Below are 20,089 nucleotides of genomic sequence, written 5' to 3' on the forward strand. Positions count from 1 at the left end.
CGATCTCGGGGGGCTCCGATGCGCTATGAAACGGTCACCACCGGCGGCCCAGCGGGCGCGCCTTCTCCAGTCTCCCCCGACTCTTCCGCGATTCGCAGCGCTTCCTCGATCAATGTCTCCACGATCTGCGCTTCCGGCACGGTCTTGATCACCTCGCCCTTGACGAAGATCTGTCCCTTGCCGTTTCCCGATGCCACACCGAGGTCGGCTTCGCGGGCCTCACCCGGTCCGTTGACGACGCAGCCCATCACCGCCACGCGCAGCGGCACCTCCATGCCCTCGAGGCCGGCCGACACCGCGTCGGCGAGCTTGTAGACGTCGACCTGTGCACGACCACACGACGGGCAGGAGACGATCTCGAGCTTGCGGGGCCGCAGATTCAGCGACTGCAGGATCTGATCGCCGACCTTGACCTCCTCGGCGGGCGGCGCCGACAGCGACACCCGGATCGTGTCGCCGATGCCCTGACTGAGCAGCGCACCGAAGGCGACCGCGGACTTGATGGTGCCTTGGAACGCCGGCCCGGCCTCGGTGACACCGAGGTGCAGCGGGTAGTCGCACTGTGCGGCGAGCTGGCGGTAGGCCTCCACCATCACGACCGGGTCGTTGTGCTTGACCGAGATCTTGATGTCGCCGAAGCCGTGTTCCTCGAACAGTCCGGCCTCCCACAGCGCCGACTCGACGAGCGCCTCCGGGGTGGCCTTGCCGTACTTCTGCATGATCCGCTTGTCCAGCGAGCCGGCGTTGACCCCGATCCGGATGGGGATGCCCGCATCACCGGCGGCCTTGGCGACCTCCTTGACGCGGCCGTCGAACTCCTTGATGTTGCCGGGGTTCACGCGCACCGCGGCGCAGCCGGCGTCGATCGCGGCGAAGATGTACTTCGGCTGGAAGTGGATGTCGGCGATCACCGGGATCTTCGACTTCTTCGCGATCACCGGCAGCGCCTCGGCATCCTCCTGCCGCGGGCAGGCGACACGGACGATGTCACAGCCCGACGCGGTGAGCGCTGCGATCTGCTGGAGGGTGGCGTTGATGTCGTGGGTCTTGGTGGTGGTCATCGACTGCACCGAGATGGGGTGGTCGCTGCCGACCCCCACCGATCCCACCTGGATCTGGCGGGTCTTGCGGCGCGGGGCGAGCACCAGCGGCGGGGCCGTCGGCAGGCCGAGGCCGATCGGGGTCGCAGTGGCCGGGTCAGAGGCGGACATCTCAATCTCCCTGCGGATGGATCTGTGGGTGTGGGCTGTGGGTGTGGGGGCTGGGCCGGGCGGGTGGCGACGTCAATTCGGGAAGGTGATCGGGTTGACGATGTCGGCGGTCAAGGTGAGCACCATGAATCCGGCCATCACCACGACGACCGCGTAGGTCAGCGGCAGCAGTTTGTAGTAGTCGACCGGACCGCCGGGTGCACGTCCGAACCACCGGCGAAACGTGTCGCGTCCCTTCTCGTATCCGACGATGGCCATATGGCCACCGTCCAAGGGTAGTAGCGGGATCAGGTTGAACAGACCGAGGAAGAAGTTGATGCTGATCAGCAGCAGGAAGAAGGTCTCCCACAGGCCGCGTTCGGCGGCCTGACCACCGAGCACGGTCGCACCGTAGACGCTGACCGGGGTGTCGGGGTCGCGTTCTCCGCCGGTGACCGCGATCCACAGGTTGTGCACCTTGGTCGGCATCGACAGCAGCGCATTCCAGGTCTGGTGGGCGAGTTCGCCGGTGAACACCGCCGCGCCCGGCCAGATGGTCAGCGCGTTGTAGGTCTTCCAGGTCGGCGGGGCGTCGAAGACGATCCCGACCCGGTTGATGGTCTGGGTGGACGTGGTGCCCTTGCTGTCGGTGGTGGTCACCGTGAGCGGCTGCGGGGTCATCGTGGTGGTGAACTCGGTGCCCGCGCGATCGACGGTCAGGGTGATCGGCCCGCTCGATTCCCGAATCCGGGGTGACAGCTGCGATGCCTGGTCGACGGGATTGCCGTCGATCGCGACGATCTTGTCCCCGGGCTGCAGTCCGGCCGCGCCGGCCGGGCCGGTGCCGGTGCAGCCCGACTCGGTCTGGTTGCCGTCGGCGTCGACGGTGATGGTCGACGGGACGCAGGAGATCTTGGTCAGGGTGGTCCCGACCGGTGCCGGTGACAGATCGGGCAGTCCCCACACGAGTCCGGCGACGACGATCAGCACGAAGCCGAGAATGAAGTTCTGGGCCGGACCGGCGAACAGCACGACGAGACGTTTCCACGGCTTCTGCCGGAACATCGCCCGGCTCTGCTCGTCTGCGGTGAGCTGTTCGTGCGGGGTCATCCCGGCGATGTCGCAGAATCCGCCGAACGGCAGTGCCTTGACGCCGTACTCGGTCTCACCGCGACGGGTCGACCACAGGGTGGGCCCGAAGCCGACGAAGTATCGGCGCACCTTCATCCCGGTGGCCTGCGCCGCCCACATGTGCCCGCACTCGTGCCAGGCGATCGAGGCGAGCAGCCCCAGGGCGAACAACACGACGCCGATCGCGAAAACCACTACTCGTACTCTCTCGTCTCTTCGTTGCTGTCCGGGCGTGCTGCCGGGTTGCCTCCGGGGAAGGCCGGAACGCGGCCCGGACGCCGACTCAGGCCCGGCGCGTCATCGCCACCAGGTGCGCGGCGCGGGTGCGCGCCCAGGCATCGGCGGCGAGGACCTCCTCCACAGTACCGGGCGTGGCCTGCCATTGATCTGCGTCGTCGAGTACCTCGCCGATGATCTCCACGATCCGCGGGAAGGTGATGGCACCGGCGAAGAATCCCTCGGCGGCGGCCTCGTTGGCCGCGTTGAACACCGCGGTGAGGCTGCCGCCGGTGGTGCCGGCGCGGCGGGCGAGGTCGATCGCCGGGAACACCTCGTCGTCGACGGGTTCGAAGGTCCACGCCGACGCCGTGGAGAAGTCGCAGGCCTGCGACGATCCGGGCACCCGATGCGGCCAGCCGAGGGCCAGGGCGATCGGCAATTTCATCGACGGCGGTGAGGCCTTGGCGATGGTCGCACCGTCGATGAAGGTGACCATCGAGTGGACGATCGACTGCGGATGCACGGTGACGTCGATCCGGTCGTAGGGCACGCCGAACAGCAGGTGCGCCTCGATCACCTCGAGTGCCTTGTTGACCAGGGTCGCCGAGTTGAGGGTGATCATCGGCCCCATCGACCAGGTCGGATGCTTGCCGGCCTGTTCGGGGGTGACGTCGACGAGCCGGTCGGCACTCCACCCGCGGAACGGGCCACCGGATGCGGTCAGCACCAGGCGGTCGACCTCGTCGGCGGTCCCGCCGCGCAGACACTGGGCGATCGCCGAGTGCTCGGAGTCCACCGGCACGATCTGGCCCGGTGCCGCCGCCTTCAGGACCAGGGCGCCGCCCGCGACCAGCGATTCCTTGTTCGCCAGCGCCAGCCGCGCCCCGGAGGCGAGGGTGGCCAGGCTCGGTCCCAGACCGATCGACCCGACGACGGCATTGAGCACGACGTCGGCCTCGACGGTCTCGATCAGCCGGACCATCGCCTCGGGGCCGCTCAGGACGGTGCCACCGAGCTGCGCCGACACCGTGTCGGCGGCCGCGGGATCGGCGACGGCCACGCGTTCGGCGGGGATGCCGAAGGCGGCGGCCTGGGCGGCGAGGCGGTCGGTGTTGCCGCCGCCGGCGCCCAGACCGGCCACCGAGAACAACTCAGGGTGTTCGGAGATCACCTCGAGGGCCTGTACCCCGATCGAGCCGGTGGAACCGAGAATCAGCACACGCGTCGTCACGTGCACCATTGTCGCGCACGGCCCGATGTGATCACGGCCCCGGTGTGGTCACGCTCGGGGCACCGGGGTCTAGCCGGTGACACCCCCGGGTGCGGGGTGCACGGTGCGCCAGTGTTCGGCGATGTCGATCCGCCGGGAGATCCACACGTCGTCGTGGGATTGGATGTGGTCGAGGAAGCGCTCCAGCGCCGCCAACCGCGCGGGTCGTCCGACGAGCCGGCAGTGCAGACCCACCGACAGCATCTTGGGTGATCCCTCCGTGCCTTCGCGATAGAGCACGTCGAAGGCGTCCCGCAGGTGCGCGAAGTACTGCTCCCCGGACGGGAATCCGCCCGGCGAGGAGAACCGCATGTCGTTGGTGTCGAGGGTGTAGGGCACGACGAGGTGATCGACGTCACCGGTCACACCGTCGGCGGTACGCGGGACCTTCACCCAGTACGGGAGGTCGTCGGCGTAGCTGTCGGAGTCGTAGACGAATCCGCCGTATTCGACGACGAGCTCGCGGGTGTTGGGTGAATCACGACCGGTGTACCAGCCCAGGGGCCGCCGGCCGGTGATCTCGGTGAGCATTTCCATGCCTGCGCGCATGTGCTCGCGCTCGACATGGGAATCGACCATCTGGTAGCTCAGCCACCGGTATCCGTGGCAGGCGATCTCGTCGCCGCGTTCGACGAATGCCGCGGCGGCCTCCGGATTGCGGGCCATGGCCTGGGCGACGGCGAAGATCGTCAACGGCAGTCCGCGACGTTCGAAGGTCCGCAGGATGCGCCACACCCCGGCGCGGGAGCCGTACTCGTAGAGCGACTCCATGCTCATGTGGCGGTTCGGGAACGACTGTGCCCCGATCATCTCCGAGAGGAATGTCTCACTGCCCCGGTCGTTCTCGAGAACGTTGTTCTCACTGCCCTCCTCGTAGTTGAGGACGAACTGCACGGCGATCTTCGCGCCGCCCGGCCACTGCGGGTCCGGCGGCTGGGCACCGTAGCCGATCATGTCGCGGGGGTAGTTCTCGGAGCGGTAGTCGGCGAGCGTTCTCGTGGGCGGATGCATGGGCGAATTCTTACACCGATCGGCCGAGTCGGCCGGATGGGCATCGGGGCGGCCCCGCAGAGAGCACGACTCGGGGGACTTCGGTGTGGGGAGTGCACCACCGTCGGCGGGGTACGGCTATGCTTCTCGCAGAACTACTACCGACCGTCAGAGAACTCTGGCGTCAGCGCAGTGAGGAGTCACCGTGGCAAGCACCGACGTCGAGCACAGCGACGACATCGACACCGGTTGGCGGCATGAGCCCGCCGACGCCCCGTCGGCGCGTTTCGGATGGCACGGTGTGGCGACCCGCAACTTCTACGTTGCCGGCTGGATCTCCGTCGTGATCCTGCTCTGCATGCTGGTCGGCAATCACGTGGGCCATGTCGAGGACATCTGGCTGATCGCTTCGGCCCTCATCGTGGCCGCGTTCATCCTCCGCGGGATGTTCGCCAAGAAGCAGTGGAAATAGCCACCAGATCTTGATCACAGAGCCCGACCGGACATGTTCCGGTCGGGCTCTGTTGTTCGTGCAGGTGGCAACGCTGGTTGAACTGAACCAACGTCGTTCGCGACCATCGCCAAGGTACATCTCGACTCAATCAGCAGGTGGCAACGCCGGTTGAGCCGACGAGGAGCGGAGCGACGAGACGTGTCGAAACCTCCACCGGCCAACCTCACAAGGCGACCACCTCCGAGAGGGTCACCGACACTCTCATCACACCGGATCTCGACACGGGTCCTCGCCCTTCCGGCTCGGTCCCGGCTCAATCACCAAGGGGGTTGTCGCTGGTTGAACCGACGTCGTTCGCGACCATCGCCAAGGTACATCTCGACCCAACCAGCAGGTGGCAACGCTGGTTGAGCCGACGAGGAGCGGAGCGACGAGACGTGTCGAAACCTCCACCGGCCAACCACACAAGGCGACCACCTCCGAGAGGGTCACCGACACTCTCATCACACCGGATTTCGACACGGGTCCTCGCCCTTGGGGCTGTTGCAAAATGGGGTGGCCCGGTTTTGGCGCCTGTCGCACACCCATTCTTGGGGTGTTGTAGACGATAATGGGTTGGTGGCCAAGGGATATCGACCAGTCGACCGGGATCAACAGTATCTGTTGCCGCCGAGCATGCGGGAATGGTTACCCGCTGACGATCCGGTGTGGCTGGTCATCGATGCGGTCGCCGGACTCGATACCAAGAAACTGCATGCCCGCCGATCCGTCGGTGGTGTGGGCCGGGCCGGTTATCACCCCGACATGTTGTTGACGTTGCTGATCTGGGGATGGGCCCAAGGCCAACGATCCTCCCGGAAACTGGAACGGTTGTGTCACCGCGATATCACCTACCGCATCATTTGTGCTGGTGACGTCCCCGACCACGTGACGATCTCAAGGTTCCGCGCCGAGTGCGCCGAGGTGGTCGAGGACCTGTTCACCCAGGTCTTGATGTTGTGTGCACGGGTCGGGATGGTCGAGTTGGGGGTGGTGGCCCTCGACGGCGTCAAGATCGCCTCGAACGCCTCGCTGGGAGCCAACCGCACCGAAGCCGGCCTGCGTAAAGCACTGGCCGCCGAAGCCGCCCGCGCCGCCGCCGAACACGCAGACACCGATGCCGACGAAGACACCACAGACGGTGACAGTGGTTCTGGTGACCAACTACCGGCCGAGTTGGCCGAACCCAGCATCCGGGCACAACGGATCGCTGATGCCCTCGCCCAGATGCCTAAACCCGCAGTAGATCCGATTGAACGGGCCCGCTCCGAGGTTCGCGTGCGGGAGAGCTCGTATGCGCGGGTCGCAACGATCCAGCAGGAACGGATCGACCGCTGGTATCAAGGCCGGGTAGGACGTCCGCCGAAACCGATCGATGAAGCCGTGACGGTCGTACAAGCCCGTGCCCGACTCGATGCGGCGATCACACGTGCCGAGCAGGCCGTCGCCGCTGCAGCATCCGACACTGGCGCCAAATTGGATGGGCCGCAACGTAATATGACCGACCCGCAGTCGCGGTCGATGCCGATGCGTGGGGGTGGGTGGATTCAGGGTTACAACTGTCAGGCCGTGACGAGTTCGGATGGTGTGATCATCGCGGTCGAGGTTTCCAACAATCCGTCTGATGGTGCGATGTTCGTCGGTATGAGTAAACGGGCCGTTGCGGCTGCCCAGGTGATCGATGCGGCACGACCAGAAGGGGCCGACGCCAACGGTATTGGTGTCATTCTTGCCGATGCCGGGTATCTGTCCGAGGAAGCGTTGACTGCTGGGGGTCCTGACCGGCTGATCGCGACGGGAAAGTCACGCGAGCTCAATCGCACCGCCCGTGACCAGCCAACTGTTGGTCCACCACCGTCGGATGCCACCCCGGTTGAACAGATGGCTCACCGGTTGGCCACGGTTGAGGGTTCCGCGCTGTACCGGCAACGGAGTCATATTGCTGAGACACCGTTCGGGCATGCCAAACACAATCTGGGTTTCCGTCGATTCACCAGTCGTGGACAACGCCGTGCGACAGCGGAATTCACGTTCCACGCGTTGACTCAGAACCTGTTCAAGGCTTTGGGGGCAGGTCGTCTGGTTCCCACTGCTGCTTGACCGGCACCGTGGGGGCACCCCTCACTGGTGCCGCCGGCCGGTGGTCGTCGGCGGCCGCAAATGGAGCGGTACCCGAAGTCCATTTTGGAACAGCCCCCCTTCCGGCTCGGTCCCGGCTCAATCACCAAGGGGGTTGTCGCTGGTTGAACCGACGTCGTTCGCGACCATCGCCAAGGTACATCTCGACCCAACCAGCAGGTGGCAACGCTGGTTGAGCCGACGAGGAGCGGAGCGACGAGACGTGTCGAAACCTCCGCCGGCCGACCGCACAAGGCGACCACCTCGGAGTGGGTCACCGACACTTTCGGCCTCGGTCCCGGCTCAATCACCAAGGGGTTGTAGGCCGGTCGACGTGGGCAGCGGCAGACCTCAGCCCGCGGTCTCTTCTGCGGCGAGCTGGCCGCAGGCCGCGGCGATCTCCTGCCCACGGGTGTCGCGGACGGTGCACGAGACGCCCTGCGCCTGCACCCGGCGAACGAACTCGCGCTCTACGGGTTTGGGACTGGCGTCCCATTCCGATCCCGGCGTCGGGTTGAGCGGGATGAGGTTGACGTGGACCCGCGAGCCGAGGGCCTTGTGGAGCTTCTGCCCCAGCATGTCGGCACGCCACGGCTGATCGTTGACGTCGCGGATCAGCGCGTACTCGATGGAGACGCGGCGTCCGGTGGTGTCGGCGTAGTAGCGGGCGGCGTCGAGCACCTCCGACACCGACCACCGGTTGTTCACCGGGACGAGGGTGTCGCGCAGTTCGTCGTCGGGGGTGTGCAGCGACACGGCCAGCGTCACCGCCAGCCCTTCGTCGGCGAGTCGTCGGATCGACGGCGCCAGCCCGACGGTGGAGACCGTCACCGAACGCGCGGAGATACCGAGCCCCTCGGGTGCGGGTGAGGTGATCTGCCGCACCGCCGACACCACGCGCTTGTAGTTGGCCAGCGGCTCACCCATGCCCATGAAGACGATGTTCGACAGACGGCCCTCGGGACCGAACTCGCCGTCGCGCAGGGCCCGGGCCGCGGAGCGCACCTGGTCGACGATCTCACCGGTCGACAGGTTGCGGTCGAGACCGCCCTGGCCGGTCGCGCAGAACGGGCATGCCATACCGCAGCCTGCCTGGCTGGAGATGCACAGCGTGTTGCGGTCGGTGTAGCGCATCAGCACGCTCTCGAGCAGCGTCCCGTCGTGCAGTCGCCACAGCGTCTTGCGGGTGCTGCCGTCGTCGCAGGAGACGTGCCGCACCGGCGCGAGCAGTTTGGGGAACAGCGCCTCGCCGACCTTGGCCCGGGCACCGGCCGGCAGGTCGGTCATCTCCTCGACGTCGCCGTTGAGGCGGCTGTAATACTGGCGGGCGAGCTGGTCGGCGCGGAACTTCGGCAGACCCAGTTCCCCGAGGGCCGCAACCCGCGCCGCCTGATCGAGATCGGCGAAATGCGTCGGCGGACGCCCCCGACGAGGAGCGTCGAAGACGAGGGGCAGTGAAGTCATGGGTTCCATTGTCGCACGTCACCGAGGGTGGTCGTGGTCACCGCCAGGAGCGGGCTCCCACACCGGTCACCACGTCAGAGCAGCGCGGTGAGTACCGCCCACACGATGAACGCCGACGGCAGCAACGAGTCCAGGCGATCCATGATCCCGCCGTGCCCGGGCAGCAGGGTGCCCATGTCCTTGATCCCCAGGTCCCGCTTGACCTGCGATTCCACCAGGTCACCGAGGGTCGCGCAGATCACCAGGACCGGCCCGAGGACCAAGCCCACCCACCAGCGGTTGTCGAGCAGGAAGATCACCGAGCACACCGCACCGGTGGTGCCCACCAGCAGCGACCCGACCAGACCCTCCCACGACTTCTTGGGGCTGATCGCCGGGGCCATCGGATGCTTGCCGAACAGCACTCCGGCGGCATATCCGCCGACATCGGAGCAGACCACCACGATCATCAGGGTCGCCACGCGTGCTGCACCGTGGTCCTGGTTGACCATCAGGACGCCGAAGGACGCCAGCAGCGGCAACCACGCCGCCACGAACACCGATGCGGCGAGGTTGCGCAGATAGTTCTGCGGGGCGTGGGAGATGCCCTGGGCGAGCAGCTTCCACACCATGATCACCAGGATGGTCCCGACGAAGGCCACCAGGATGCCGGTGGTCCCCCACGGCCAGCTGCTCCAGATCATCGCCTGGCCGCCGATGATCAGCGGCCAGAGCGCGACGTCGTAGCCGCCGCCCCGGAGGCGTTTGGTGACCTCCCAGGTGGCGGTGGCGAACGCCAGGGCGACGACGACGTACCAGAGCCTGGGTGCGAACAGCAGGATCAGGATGATCGTGGCACCCAGTGCCACACCCACCCCGATCGCTGCGGGTAGATCACGCCCCGCGCGGGATTTTCGTGGTGACTCCGGCTCCTTTGCCGACGCCTTGTCCATCGTCTGGTTTCCGCCTGTCTGAGTCCGAAGGGTGCCGAGGGTGTGTGATCACACCTCGAGCAGCTCGGACTCCTTGTGCTTGACCAGCTCGTCGATCTGGGCGACGTAGGTGGCGGTGGTCTTGTCGAGATCCTTCTCGGCGCGCACCACCTCGTCCTCGCCGGCCTCGCCGTCCTTCTGGATGCGCTTGAGCTCGTCGAGCGCCTTGCGCCGGACGTTGCGGATGGACACCTTGGCGTCCTCGCCCTTGCCCTTGGCCTGCTTGACGAGCTCCTTGCGGCGGTCCTCGGTGAGCTGCGGGATCGACACGCGGATCAGCGAGCCGTCGTTGGTCGGGTTGACGCCCAGGTCGGAGTTGCGGATCGCGGTCTCGATGTCACGCAGGGTGGAGGCCTCATAGGGCTTGATCACTACCAGGCGCGGCTCCGGGGTGGTGATGGAGGCGACCTGGGTGACCGGGGTCAGCGAGCCGTAGTACTCGATCTGGATTCGGTTGAACATCGCGGGATTGGCGCGCCCGGTACGGATGGAGCCCATGTCGTCCTTGGCGACGCTCACGGCCTTCTCCATCTTCTCCTCGGCGTCGAGCAGCGTTTCGTCGATCATCGTGATTCCTGTTCGGTATCTCGGGCAGGGATGTCACCGGATGGTGGCGTCCCCGTCCTGCGGGTGTCGTCGGTGGTGGGCGGCGGTGGTGGCAGTGAGGGGTCTAGGTGGTCGACACCAGGGTCCCGATCCGCTCGCCGGACACCGCGCGGGCGATGTTGCCCTGCTCGAGGAGATTGAACACCAGCATCGGCATCTTGTTGTCCATGCAGAGGCTGAACGCGGTCGCGTCGGCCACCTTCAGCTGCTTCTCGAGAGCCTCGCGATGGCTGATCTCGCGGTAGAGCACGGCATCGGGGTTGGTGCGCGGGTCGTCGCTGTAGACCCCGTCGACGGCCTTGGCCATCAGCACCACCTCGGCCTTGATCTCGAGGGCACGCTGGGCGGCGGTGGTGTCGGTGGAGAAGTACGGCATACCCATGCCGGCACCGAAGATCACCACACGGCCCTTCTCCAGGTGACGCTGTGCGCGCAGCGGCAGGTAGGGCTCGGCGACCTGACCCATGGTGATGGCGGTCTGCACGCGGGTGGTGACGCCACGCTTCTCCAGGAAGTCTTGCAGCGCAAGGCAGTTCATGACGGTGCCGAGCATGCCCATGTAGTCCGAACGGGACCGGTCGAGGCCGCGCTGCTGCAGTTCGGCGCCGCGGAAGAAGTTTCCGCCGCCGATCACCACGGCCACCTGCGCGCCGGATCCGACGACCTCGGCGATCTGGTCGGCGACCGTCGCCACGACATCGGGATCGAGTCCGACCTCACCACCGCCGAACATCTCGCCGCCGAGCTTCAGCAGGACCCGCTTGTATCCGGTCCGTGCTGCATTCTCCGAGTGCTGGGATTCCGGGGACTCGCTCATCAACTTCCTCACCGCCGCCGACTGTGTACGCCGCCCCGCGTCCGCGCCGGGCGGATGCGAGCCGGTCTTGCAGAAATCATCTTAGGGCCCCGACGCGACGACCCCGTGTCCCCCATGGATACGGGGACACGGGGTCGTCGTTTCGTCAGGTGGTGCGCCGGGGGCACACCGGACCGGTCAGGACTGGCCGACCTCGAAGCGGGTGAAGGCCACCACGGTGGCGCCCGCCTCGTCGAGGATGTTCTTGACGGTCTTCTTGGACTCCTTGACGAAGGGCTGGTCGACCAGCACGACGTCCTTGTAGAAGCCGGTCAGACGGCCTTCGACGATCTTCGGCAGGGCCTGCTCGGGCTTACCCTCGGCCTTGGCGGTCTCCTCGGCGATGCGACGCTCGTTCTCGACGACGTCGGCGGGGACCTCGTCGCGGCTGGCGTAGCGGGCCTTGAGTGCGGCGACCTGCTGTGCGGCGTTGCGCGCGGCCTCGGCGGCGGCGTCGCCCTCACCGGTGTAGGACACCAGCACGCCGACGGCCGGCGGCAGATCGGAGGCGCGCTTGTGCAGGTACACGGCGACCGGGCCGTCGTAGAACACGACGCGACGCAGCTCGAGCTTCTCGCCGATCTTGGCGCTGAGGCCCTGCACGGCGTCGGCGACGGTGCCCTCACCGAGCGCAGCGGCCTTGAGCACCTCGACGTCACTGGTCTTGGCGACCAGGGCGGCGTCGAGCACCTTGTCGGCGAGTTCCTGGAACTCGGCGTTCTTGGCGACGAAGTCGGTCTCGGAGTTGAGCTCGATCATCACGCCGCCCTTGGCGGCGACCAGGCCCTCGGCGGTGGAGCGCTCGGCGCGCTTACCCACGTCCTTGGCACCCTTGATGCGCAGTTCCTCGACGGCCTTGTCGAAGTCGCCGTCGTTGTTCTCCAGCGCCTTCTTGCAGTCCAGCATTCCAGAGCCAGTGAGTTCGCGGAGACGCTTCACATCGGCTGCGGTGTAGTTCGCCATCGTCGGCGAGCCTCCTTAGAGAGAGTATTGGGATGTCTGTCGGCCTCCGGCCCGGACAGACCGGGCCGGAGGCCTACGACGTGGACCCGTACGGGTCAGGATGCCGGGGTGCCACCCTCGGCGGGTGCGGCGGCCTGGGTCAGCAGTTCCTGCTCCCACTCGGCGAGCGGCTCACCGCTGCCGGCCTCCGGCTTGGCGTCGTCCGAGGACTGGCCGGCGCGTGCCTGGACACCCTCGGCGACGGCCGACGCGACCACGCGGGTCAGCAGAGCAGCGCTACGGATCGCGTCGTCGTTGCCCGGGATCGGGTAGTCGACGAGATCGGGATCGCAGTTGGTGTCGAGGATGGCGATGACCGGGATGTTGAGCTTGCGTGCCTCACCGACAGCAATGTGCTCCTTGTTGGTGTCCACAACCCAAATTGCAGACGGCACCTTGGCCATATCCCGGATACCACCGAGGGTGCGCTCCAGCTTGTTCTTCTCGCGAGTCAGCATCAAGATCTCTTTCTTGGTGCGACCCTCGAAGCCACCGGTCTGCTCCATGGTCTCGAGCTCCTTCATCCGCTGAAGGCGCTTGTGGACGGTCTGGAAGTTGGTGAGCATGCCACCGAGCCAGCGCTGGTTGACGTACGGCATACCGACACGGGTGGCCTCGGCCGCGATGGACTCCTGGGCCTGCTTCTTGGTACCGACGAAGAGGACGGTGCCACCGTGGGCGACGGTCTCCTTGACGAACTCGTACGCCTTGTCGATGTAGGTCAGCGTCTGCTGCAAGTCGATGATGTAGATGCCGTTGCGGTCGGTGAAGATGAATCGCTTCATCTTCGGGTTCCAACGGCGGGTCTGATGCCCGAAGTGTGCGCCGCTGTCGAGCAGCTGCTTCATGGTCACAACAGCCATGAATCCATCCTTTGTGTGCAGTTGACATCGGTACCGGCGGTACCGATCCTGGCGCCCACGGCTCGCACGGAACCCGACCGTGATCGGGACCGCCCGCGCGGAGCAGGTCGGGGGCGTGAGCCGCCACGACCCGAGTTGTGGGCGCGCGAAGTCACTCCGCCCGTAGACGAAGTGCCCGTCAACCATACGCCCGGGCGTGACCGGGATCCAAAATCCGTCGGAGCCGACCGGGGTCGCGCTGCGTCTAATCCAGCATGAACCCGATACATGCCCCCGATGTCGTGTCCCGGCGATCCCGCTCCCCACGGTCCCGCGGACCAGGCCGGCAGTGGCGACGTCTGGTGGCCGCGCTGACCGAGGTCGCGCTGGTGGCGTCGCTGTTGCTGGCGGTACCGGCGCTGGTCGCGGCCCGACCGCCGACTGCACCATCGCGGGGCGCCTACGTCGCTCCCCTGCCACCGAAGCCGACGGTGGTCCGGGGATTCGACGCCCCGACCCCACGGTGGCAGGCCGGTCACCGCGGGATCGACCTGGCCGCCCCGGCCGGAGCGTCGGTGCTGGCCGCCGGCGACGGCGTGGTGCGGTTCGCCGGGACCGTCGCCGGGAAGCCGACGATCTCCGTCGAGCACCCCGACGGTGTGATCACCACCTATGAGCCGGTGCGCGCGGAGGTACGCAAAGGACTGCGGGTGCGACGCGGCCAGGTGATCGGCACCGTCGTCGGCGGGCACGAGAGGTGTGTGGCGGCGGCATGCCTGCACTGGGGTGCCCGCCGCGGCGCGGGCCGCACGGCCACCTATCTCGATCCGCTGGGGCTACTGGGTGCGGTGCCGGTACGACTGAAACCGGTCGGCGGATCGGCAGCCGGGGAATCCGGGTTCGGCCGGGCCCCGCCGTGAACCGGGCGCCACCGCGGCGGTCAGGCGCGCGGGTGGGCCTGCCGGTGCACCGCACGCAGCCGTTCGACGCTGACATGGGTGTAGATCTGCGTCGTCGCCAGCGACGAATGGCCGAGCAGTTCCTGCACGACGCGCAGGTCGGCGCCACCTTCGAGGAGGTGGGTCGCGGCGCTGTGGCGTAGTCCGTGCGGCCCCATGTCCGGGCCGCCGGCCGCCGCGACGGCGGTGGTCACCACCGTGCGGGCGACGCGCTGGTCGAGGCGGCCGCCCTTGGCACCGAGGAGCAGGGCGTCGCCGGATCGGGGTCCGGTCAATTCGGGCCGACCGCCCGCCAGCCATCGGTCGAGGGCGTCGGCGGCCGGGATCCCGAACGGCACCGAGCGCTGCTTGTTGCCCTTGCCGATCACCCGGAGAACCCGACGGTCGGTGTCGACGTCGTCGAGGTCGAGTCCGCACAGTTCACCGACACGGATTCCGGTCCCATAGAGCAGTTCGAGGATCGCGCGGTCACGCAGGGCGATCGGGTCGGCGGGCTGGTCTCCGGTTTCCGGGGTGCCGTCGGCATCCGGAGCCCCGTCGGTGTCTCCCCCGGTGTCGGGGACGTGCCGGTTGCGGCCCGCGGCGGCGATGGCGGCGTCGGCCTGCTCGGCGGTCAGGACCGCCGGCAGTGTGCGATGAGCCTTGGGCGCCTGCAATCGGGTCGACGGGTCGGTGCCGAGGATGCCCTCCCGGGCCGCCCAGGCGCAGAAGGTCTTCGCCGAGGAGACCTGCCGGGCCACGGTGGTCCGCGCCGCACCGCGACGGGTGTGGTCGGCGAGCCAGGCGCGCAGGAGGTCGAGGTCGATCGCGGTGACGGCGATGCCGCGCGCTCCGGCGAACGAGACGAGGCCACGGACGTCACCGGTGTAGGCGCGGATGGTGTGTGCGCTGAGTCCACGCTCGAACCGCAGGTGCTCGGCGAAGTCGGCGATCACCGAGCCCTTCCCGGTGGTGGTGTGCCGGGCGTCGGCGTTCCCCGGGCCGCCTGTGTTCCCCGGGCCGTCTGCACCTGCGACGTCGTCGGTCATCCCCTGACCTCACCGGTCCGCGTGGGTGAGCGCAAACCCCCACGCGGACCCGTTGCCGGATCGGTACCCGCGGGTGGGGTCACACGCTCGCCCCGGCGGCCTCCTCCGACGCGCGCAGCTCGGCCTTCCAGGTACGGAAGCCCTCTTCGGAGCGGCCACGCCGCCAGTAGCCGGAGATCGAGGCGTTGGCCGCGCTCACCCCGCGTTCCTTGCGGACGTAGGCGCGCAGGTTGTGCATCACCGCCTGCGCCTCGCCGTGGATGAACACCTGGGGTTCACCGTCGAGCCAGAAGGCGCCCCGCACGGCGTCGATCAGCGGGGCGTTGTCGCCCGCATGGTCGGCGTCGACCTCGCCTGCCGGTCCACCGCGATGCACCCAGGTGATCTCGGCACCGGCCGGGGCGGTCAGCGTGATCTCGTCCTCGGGTCCGGCGACCTCGATGAACACCTGTGCTCGGGCATCGGCCGGGAGCGCCTCGAGGGCCGCGGTGATGGCGGGCAGGGCCGACTCGTCGCCGGCCAGCAGATGCCAAGGCGCATCGGGGCGGGGATGGTAGCCGCTGCCCGGTCCGAGGAACGACACCTCCGTGCCGGGTTCGACCGAGGCCGCCCACGGTCCGGCGACCCCTTCGTCGCCGTGGACGACGAAGTCGACCCAGATCTCGCGGTGGTCGGCGTCGACCTTGCGGATGGTGTAGGTCCGCAGGATCGGTTGCTGCTCGGCCGGCAGCGACCGCGACGCCCGCGGGTCGAAGTCGGCGGGCACGCCGGCACCACCGGGCATGAAGATGAACTTGACGTACATGTCGGTCTCGCCGAGTCCGTCGGCACCGACGGCGGGGGCGAATCCGTCGAAGCCGTCGCCGCCGAGGACGAGCCGCACCATGTGTGCGGTGAGCTGCTCGCGGCGCAGCACGGTCATGGTGTTCACGCGTTTGGCCATGGAACCTCCTTGTTCGCATCCACGCTACGCCCCGAATTAGGTCTACCTAAGCAGTGAGTTCGGTCACGTCGCCCACCCATGCCTACCACGGCGCCCGTTCGACACGGTCGGCGAGGCCGCCGCCAGAAGAACGAAATCCACTGCGTATCAGTCGAATACGAGACCTCAAGCGAACACGGGACATCAGGGACCGCTGGACTCGTGTCCGGTCCACCACATGCCATCCCAGTACCGACTCCGCGCGGGGTTGCCGGGGTCGGGATACCAGCCCGGGGGCGGACCGGCCTGGGTTCGCTGTGCCGCCGACGCCGACCTGACGACCAGGACGATGCCACTGACGACGGCCGCGATCACCGCGATCACGACCAGCAGGATCAGCCAATGCCACCAACTCACAGCTCCCATGGCGGCATTCCTACCACCTCCCCCGGCACGACCCCGGCGTCCGGACACGCGGTCGGGGGGCACGCCGCCGGGGGCACCTCGCCCGATCACCTCGCCCCGACGGGCGTGCGGCGTGCGACCCGGATGGGCTCACCGCACGAGTCGCCATCCCTGATCGTCCTGCTCGACCAGACCTTTCAGATCGAGTACGGCCAAGGCCGTGCGCACCACCGACACCGGCCGCCCCGACACGAACACGATCTCGTCGATGCCGAGCGCACCGCGGGACGGGAGTGCCTCGACCACCTGCAACTGGTCGTCGGTGAGGCCATCGGTGGAGCGTTGGCGTCCCGGCGCCGGCACCCCGCCACCGTCCGGGTGGACCAGGCGGACGATGTCGTCGGCATCGCGGATGAGAACCGCATCACCGTCGGCGATCATCGCGTGACACCCCACCGACGTCGCGGAGTTGATCGGCCCGGGCACCGCACCCAGCGGACGATCGAGCCGACGCGCCCACGCCGCGGTGTTCAGCGCACCGGAGCGTCGGCCCGCCTCCACCACGACCACCGCCGACGACAGCGCGGCGACCAGGCGGTTCCGGGCGAGGAACCGGTGTTTGGCCGCGGTTGTGCCCGGCGGGTACTCGGTGATCACCAGCCCGGTCCGGGCGATGTCGGTGAGCAGCGTCGAATGGGCGGCCGGATAGTCCCGGTCGATCCCGCACGCCAGCACGGCCACCGTCTCCCCGCGTCCGGCGAGGGCCGCCCGATGTGCGGCGGCGTCGATACCGAAGGCCGCCCCGGAGATGACCGTCCAGGATTCGGTGACCAGATCGCCGGTGAGGTCACCGGCCACGTGATCGCCATACGACGTCGACGCCCGGGCGCCCACCATCGCCACCGCTGCCGCCGCCGTGTCGAGGCGCCCCGGTCCACGGACCCACAGTGCGAGGGGTTCGCCGGCTCTGGCCGCGGTGGTCGCCTGCCCCAGCGGGAGCAGCGACCACGCCGGCCATTCGTCGTCGTCGGGGGTGATCAGGCGGGCGCCGACACCGTGCGCGCGTTCGAGGTGGGCCATCGTCATGTCGGTTCCGGCGCGAGCCGCCGTCGGCTCGAGCACGCCGGTGTGCCCGTCGGGCACCGATCGTGCCCGGATCGCGCGGGCCGCCTCGACCGGGCCGAGTTCGGCCACCAGGTCGCGGACCGGCCCGCACGGCGGCTCGGCGACCGCGGCGAGGTAGGCCCAGGCCCGTGCCTCACGCTCGTCGGCGGCCGACGGCACCGGGCCGGTCATCGCAGGCCTCCGCGATCGCGATACAGGAGTGCTTGTGCCACATCGGTTTCGGTGGGAGTCCCGCGCCCTTCCAGGTCGGCGATGGTCCAGGCCACCCGCACCGCGCGATCGGCACCACGAGCGGTCAGACGACCTTCTCGCATGCTCAGCTCCAGCGGCCGGGTCACCGTGGGTGGCAGGGGGAAGTGCCGTTTGAGGTCGGCGCCACGCGCCTCGGCGTTGGTGCGCCAGCCGAACTCGCGCCACCGTTCCACCGCGGCGTCACGGGCGCCGGTGACCCGTACCCGGATCGCGGCACTCGACTCGCCGCTCGCCGTGGTCAGCGTCGCATTGCCGGGCGGATCCATCCGCACCCGGATGTCCACCCGATCCATCAGCGGACCCGACAGTTTGCCCAGGTAGCGGCGGCGTTCGACCGACGAGCACATGCACGCGGTGTCCCGGGCGGGTGCGCACGAGCAGGGATTCGCGGCCAGGATCAGCTGGAAGCGGGCGGGGTACTCGGCCACGCCGTCGCGCCGCGGCACCTTGACCACGCCCTCTTCGAGAGGCTGTCGCAACGAGTCGAGAACCTTGCCGCCCATCTCGGCGCATTCGTCGATGAACAGGACGCCGCGATGGGCCAGCGACACCGCACCCGGCCGCGCCATCCCGGTTCCCCCGCCGAGCAGCGCCGTCGTCGACGCCGAGTGATGTGGGTCGATGAACGGCGGATCGGCCACGAGCGGCGAACCCGGCGAGAGGATCCCGGCGATCGAGTGCACCGCGGTCACCTCCAGGGATTCCTCGCGGTCGAGCGGCGGCAGGATTCCCGGCAACCGCCGCGCGAGCATGGTCTTGCCGATCCCGGGTGGCCCGGTCATCAGCACGTGATGGGCGCCGGCCGCGGCGATCTCGAGGGCATGCCGCGCCTCGGTCTGCCCGATGACATCGGCCATGTCCGGCACCATCCGCGGTTCCGGCGCCGACGACTCACCGTCGACGGTGTCCAGGACGGTCTTGCCCTCCGACCACGCCACCACTTCTTTGAGCGTGTGCGCACCGCCGATCTCGATGTCGTCGATCAGGGTGGCCTCGGCGACCATCGAGATCGGCACCACCACACGGCGGAAACCCGCTGCACGCGCGGCGATCACCGCGGGCAGGATGCCCCGCACCGGACGCAGACTGCCATCGAGTGCCAGCTCCCCCAGCAACACCGTCGACGACAACCGCACCGAGGTCACCTGCTCGGTGGCCACCAGGATCGCGACCGCCAACGACAAGTCATGCGCCGAACCGCGTTTCGGCAACTCCGCCGGCGCCAGATTGATGGTGACCTTCCCGTCGGGAAACGAGAAGCCCGAGTTGACGATCGCCGCCCGCACCCGTTCACGGCCCTCACGTAACGCCGAATCGACGGTTCCGCCGATGATCACCGCCGGCAGCCCCTGCCCCACATGCGCCTGCACCTCGATCACCTTGGCCTCGAAGGCGTTGAGCCCCACCGAGAACGTCCGGCCGAGCGGCGCGCGGGCCGTCGGCTCCTCGAGCTCACTCCACGATGTTGACATGGTGCCGCACCTGGGCCCGTTCACGATCGAGCGGATACGCCGGATCGAGTTGGATCGAGATGACGTCGAGACGGATCTGCGGCCAGTGCATCTCCTGCTGCGCCAACCACATCCCGGTCAATCGCCGCATCCGCCGCAGCTTGTCCCGCGTCACCGCGGCCACCGGGTCGGCGAACACCCGAGACGCCCGCGTCTTGACCTCCACCACCACCAGCCGACGCCCATCCGCGGCGATCAGATCCAGCTCCCCGAACTTGTTGCGCCAGTTCCGTTCCACGATCGTCCACCCCAACCGCGTCACGAACTCGGCGGCCAGATCCTCACCCAACCGCCCCACCTCCGCCCGCCGATTGGGCCGGTCCCCCACTGATTCCGCTGTCATGCAGCAAGAATCACCGACATCCGCGACATCCGACCGATCCCACCGGCGATCACCACGAGATCTGGGGACACATCCCGATCTGTGCACAACCGCACACATCCGAGCACGCTGTGCCCTCGGTTGTCGGTGCGACCGCGACCCCTGGTCCGGACACCGGACACCGGCACCTCGATGACTCGATCACCAGCACCGAACCCGTGCGAAACAATTTGCTGCAACTATGGGTAATGGACAATTCTGTGCCGCGAATACGCGAATAATGCGACAAGGTGCATACGTGTGCGCGAGGACGCCGGTCCGGACCGGAACCTGCGATCCGGCCCACCGGACAATCGGACACGCGAGCGACGTCGCAGTTCGCCGAACGTCCCGTGTTCCTCCGCGCCGGCACA

At 68.1% G+C, this 20,089-nt stretch carries 19 protein-coding genes; 3 read left to right on the forward strand and 16 right to left on the reverse strand.

Annotation, left to right across the window (positions count from 1 at the left end):
* Positions 1-23: 23 nt before the first annotated feature.
* The 4 genes from ispG to puuE all read right to left on the reverse strand — a co-directional run bounded on the left by ispG (position 24) and on the right by puuE (position 4,821).
* The gene (ispG, locus tag Q9K23_RS02585) at positions 24-1,211 is read right to left on the reverse strand and encodes a flavodoxin-dependent (E)-4-hydroxy-3-methylbut-2-enyl-diphosphate synthase (RefSeq protein ID WP_020792622.1); all 1,188 of its coding nucleotides are present in this window, start codon (positions 1,209-1,211) and stop codon (positions 24-26) included.
* A gap of 72 nt (positions 1,212-1,283) precedes the next feature.
* A complete protein-coding gene (locus Q9K23_RS02590; RefSeq protein ID WP_020792958.1) occupies positions 1,284-2,516 on the reverse strand; it encodes a M50 family metallopeptidase in 1,233 nt (410 codons plus the stop codon).
* A gap of 88 nt (positions 2,517-2,604) precedes the next feature.
* On the reverse strand, positions 2,605-3,780 hold the full coding sequence (gene dxr / locus Q9K23_RS02595; RefSeq protein WP_053776388.1) for a 1-deoxy-D-xylulose-5-phosphate reductoisomerase: 1,176 nt from the start codon (positions 3,778-3,780) through the stop codon (positions 2,605-2,607).
* A gap of 60 nt (positions 3,781-3,840) precedes the next feature.
* Complete coding sequence (puuE, locus tag Q9K23_RS02600) at positions 3,841-4,821, reverse strand: allantoinase PuuE (RefSeq protein ID WP_020792064.1); 981 nt, start codon at positions 4,819-4,821, stop codon at positions 3,841-3,843.
* Positions 4,822-5,005: 184 nt separating this feature from the next.
* Here puuE and Q9K23_RS02605 point away from each other — a divergent pair, with 184 nt between their 5' ends.
* Positions 5,006-5,272 (forward strand): DUF2631 domain-containing protein, encoded by a 267-nt coding sequence (locus Q9K23_RS02605; RefSeq protein ID WP_020792062.1) that lies wholly within the window; start codon positions 5,006-5,008, stop codon positions 5,270-5,272.
* Between the two features lie 516 nt (positions 5,273-5,788).
* A complete protein-coding gene (locus Q9K23_RS02610) occupies positions 5,789-7,393 on the forward strand; it encodes a transposase (protein WP_305950382.1) in 1,605 nt (534 codons plus the stop codon).
* A gap of 369 nt (positions 7,394-7,762) precedes the next feature.
* Here the strand turns inward: Q9K23_RS02610 and rlmN are convergent, their stop codons facing one another.
* The 6 genes from rlmN to rpsB form a co-directional block, all read right to left on the reverse strand.
* Positions 7,763-8,875, reverse strand: coding sequence for a 23S rRNA (adenine(2503)-C(2))-methyltransferase RlmN (gene rlmN / locus Q9K23_RS02615; protein WP_053778773.1), 1,113 nt, complete (start codon positions 8,873-8,875; stop codon positions 7,763-7,765).
* A gap of 74 nt (positions 8,876-8,949) precedes the next feature.
* Entirely contained in the window at positions 8,950-9,807 is an 858-nt protein-coding gene (locus Q9K23_RS02620; protein WP_020789959.1) for a phosphatidate cytidylyltransferase, read from the reverse strand.
* 48 nt (positions 9,808-9,855) lie between these two features.
* Positions 9,856-10,413 carry a ribosome recycling factor gene (gene frr, locus Q9K23_RS02625; protein ID WP_020789960.1) on the reverse strand — a complete coding sequence of 186 codons (558 nt, stop codon included), beginning with the start codon at positions 10,411-10,413 and terminating at the stop codon, positions 9,856-9,858.
* Positions 10,414-10,516: 103 nt separating this feature from the next.
* Positions 10,517-11,269, reverse strand: coding sequence for a UMP kinase (pyrH, locus tag Q9K23_RS02630; protein WP_053778741.1), 753 nt, complete (start codon positions 11,267-11,269; stop codon positions 10,517-10,519).
* 177 nt (positions 11,270-11,446) lie between these two features.
* Entirely contained in the window at positions 11,447-12,271 is an 825-nt protein-coding gene (gene tsf / locus Q9K23_RS02635) for a translation elongation factor Ts (protein WP_053778742.1), read from the reverse strand.
* Positions 12,272-12,366: 95 nt separating this feature from the next.
* Entirely contained in the window at positions 12,367-13,173 is an 807-nt protein-coding gene (gene rpsB, locus Q9K23_RS02640; protein ID WP_053778743.1) for a 30S ribosomal protein S2, read from the reverse strand.
* Positions 13,174-13,511: 338 nt separating this feature from the next.
* On the opposite strand from rpsB, the gene Q9K23_RS02645 reads away from it, so the two are divergent.
* On the forward strand, positions 13,512-14,072 hold the full coding sequence (locus Q9K23_RS02645; protein ID WP_261978124.1) for a M23 family metallopeptidase: 561 nt from the start codon (positions 13,512-13,514) through the stop codon (positions 14,070-14,072).
* A gap of 20 nt (positions 14,073-14,092) precedes the next feature.
* Here Q9K23_RS02645 and Q9K23_RS02650 read toward each other — a convergent pair whose 3' ends face one another.
* The 6 genes from Q9K23_RS02650 to Q9K23_RS02675 form a co-directional block, all read right to left on the reverse strand.
* Positions 14,093-15,139: a tyrosine recombinase XerC gene (locus Q9K23_RS02650; RefSeq protein WP_053778744.1), complete on the reverse strand. Its 1,047-nt coding sequence runs from the start codon at positions 15,137-15,139 to the stop codon at positions 14,093-14,095.
* Positions 15,140-15,218: 79 nt separating this feature from the next.
* Positions 15,219-16,082, reverse strand: a complete 864-nt coding sequence (locus tag Q9K23_RS02655) for a siderophore-interacting protein (RefSeq protein WP_020794469.1) — start codon at positions 16,080-16,082, stop codon at positions 15,219-15,221.
* Between the two features lie 183 nt (positions 16,083-16,265).
* On the reverse strand, positions 16,266-16,487 hold the full coding sequence (locus tag Q9K23_RS02660; protein ID WP_082366134.1) for a DUF2510 domain-containing protein: 222 nt from the start codon (positions 16,485-16,487) through the stop codon (positions 16,266-16,268).
* Between the two features lie 129 nt (positions 16,488-16,616).
* Positions 16,617-17,762: a DNA-processing protein DprA gene (gene dprA, locus Q9K23_RS02665; protein WP_053778745.1), complete on the reverse strand. Its 1,146-nt coding sequence runs from the start codon at positions 17,760-17,762 to the stop codon at positions 16,617-16,619.
* Positions 17,759-19,315 carry a YifB family Mg chelatase-like AAA ATPase gene (locus tag Q9K23_RS02670; protein ID WP_053778746.1) on the reverse strand — a complete coding sequence of 519 codons (1,557 nt, stop codon included), beginning with the start codon at positions 19,313-19,315 and terminating at the stop codon, positions 17,759-17,761. Before Q9K23_RS02670 ends, dprA begins: the two co-directional genes overlap by 4 nt.
* Entirely contained in the window at positions 19,296-19,697 is a 402-nt protein-coding gene (locus tag Q9K23_RS02675; protein ID WP_053778747.1) for a YraN family protein, read from the reverse strand. Before Q9K23_RS02675 ends, Q9K23_RS02670 begins: the two co-directional genes overlap by 20 nt.
* Between the last annotated feature and the right edge of the window lie 392 nt (positions 19,698-20,089).

It is taken from the genome of Gordonia sp. NB41Y, from assembly GCF_030718915.1.
GTDB classification, from domain to species: domain Bacteria; phylum Actinomycetota; class Actinomycetes; order Mycobacteriales; family Mycobacteriaceae; genus Gordonia; species Gordonia desulfuricans.

Bases quoted from the DNA above. Each gene is read 5' to 3' on its own strand.
- ispG (WP_020792622.1), bottom strand. From the start codon at position 1,211: ATGTCCGCCTCTGACCCGGCCACTGCGACCCCGATCGGCCTCGGCCTG.
- dxr (WP_053776388.1), bottom strand. From the start codon at position 3,780: ATGGTGCACGTGACGACGCGTGTGCTGATTCTCGGTTCCACCGGCTCG.
- puuE (WP_020792064.1), bottom strand. From the start codon at position 4,821: ATGCATCCGCCCACGAGAACGCTCGCCGACTACCGCTCCGAGAACTAC.
- rlmN (WP_053778773.1), bottom strand. From the start codon at position 8,875: ATGACTTCACTGCCCCTCGTCTTCGACGCTCCTCGTCGGGGGCGTCCG.
- Q9K23_RS02620 (WP_020789959.1), bottom strand. From the start codon at position 9,807: ATGGACAAGGCGTCGGCAAAGGAGCCGGAGTCACCACGAAAATCCCGC.
- frr (WP_020789960.1), bottom strand. From the start codon at position 10,413: ATGATCGACGAAACGCTGCTCGACGCCGAGGAGAAGATGGAGAAGGCC.
- pyrH (WP_053778741.1), bottom strand. From the start codon at position 11,269: ATGAGCGAGTCCCCGGAATCCCAGCACTCGGAGAATGCAGCACGGACC.
- tsf (WP_053778742.1), bottom strand. From the start codon at position 12,271: ATGGCGAACTACACCGCAGCCGATGTGAAGCGTCTCCGCGAACTCACT.
- rpsB (WP_053778743.1), bottom strand. From the start codon at position 13,173: ATGGCTGTTGTGACCATGAAGCAGCTGCTCGACAGCGGCGCACACTTC.
- Q9K23_RS02650 (WP_053778744.1), bottom strand. From the start codon at position 15,139: ATGACCGACGACGTCGCAGGTGCAGACGGCCCGGGGAACACAGGCGGC.
- Q9K23_RS02655 (WP_020794469.1), bottom strand. From the start codon at position 16,082: ATGGCCAAACGCGTGAACACCATGACCGTGCTGCGCCGCGAGCAGCTC.
- Q9K23_RS02660 (WP_082366134.1), bottom strand. From the start codon at position 16,487: ATGGGAGCTGTGAGTTGGTGGCATTGGCTGATCCTGCTGGTCGTGATC.
- dprA (WP_053778745.1), bottom strand. From the start codon at position 17,762: ATGACCGGCCCGGTGCCGTCGGCCGCCGACGAGCGTGAGGCACGGGCC.
- Q9K23_RS02670 (WP_053778746.1), bottom strand. From the start codon at position 19,315: ATGTCAACATCGTGGAGTGAGCTCGAGGAGCCGACGGCCCGCGCGCCG.
- Q9K23_RS02675 (WP_053778747.1), bottom strand. From the start codon at position 19,697: ATGACAGCGGAATCAGTGGGGGACCGGCCCAATCGGCGGGCGGAGGTG.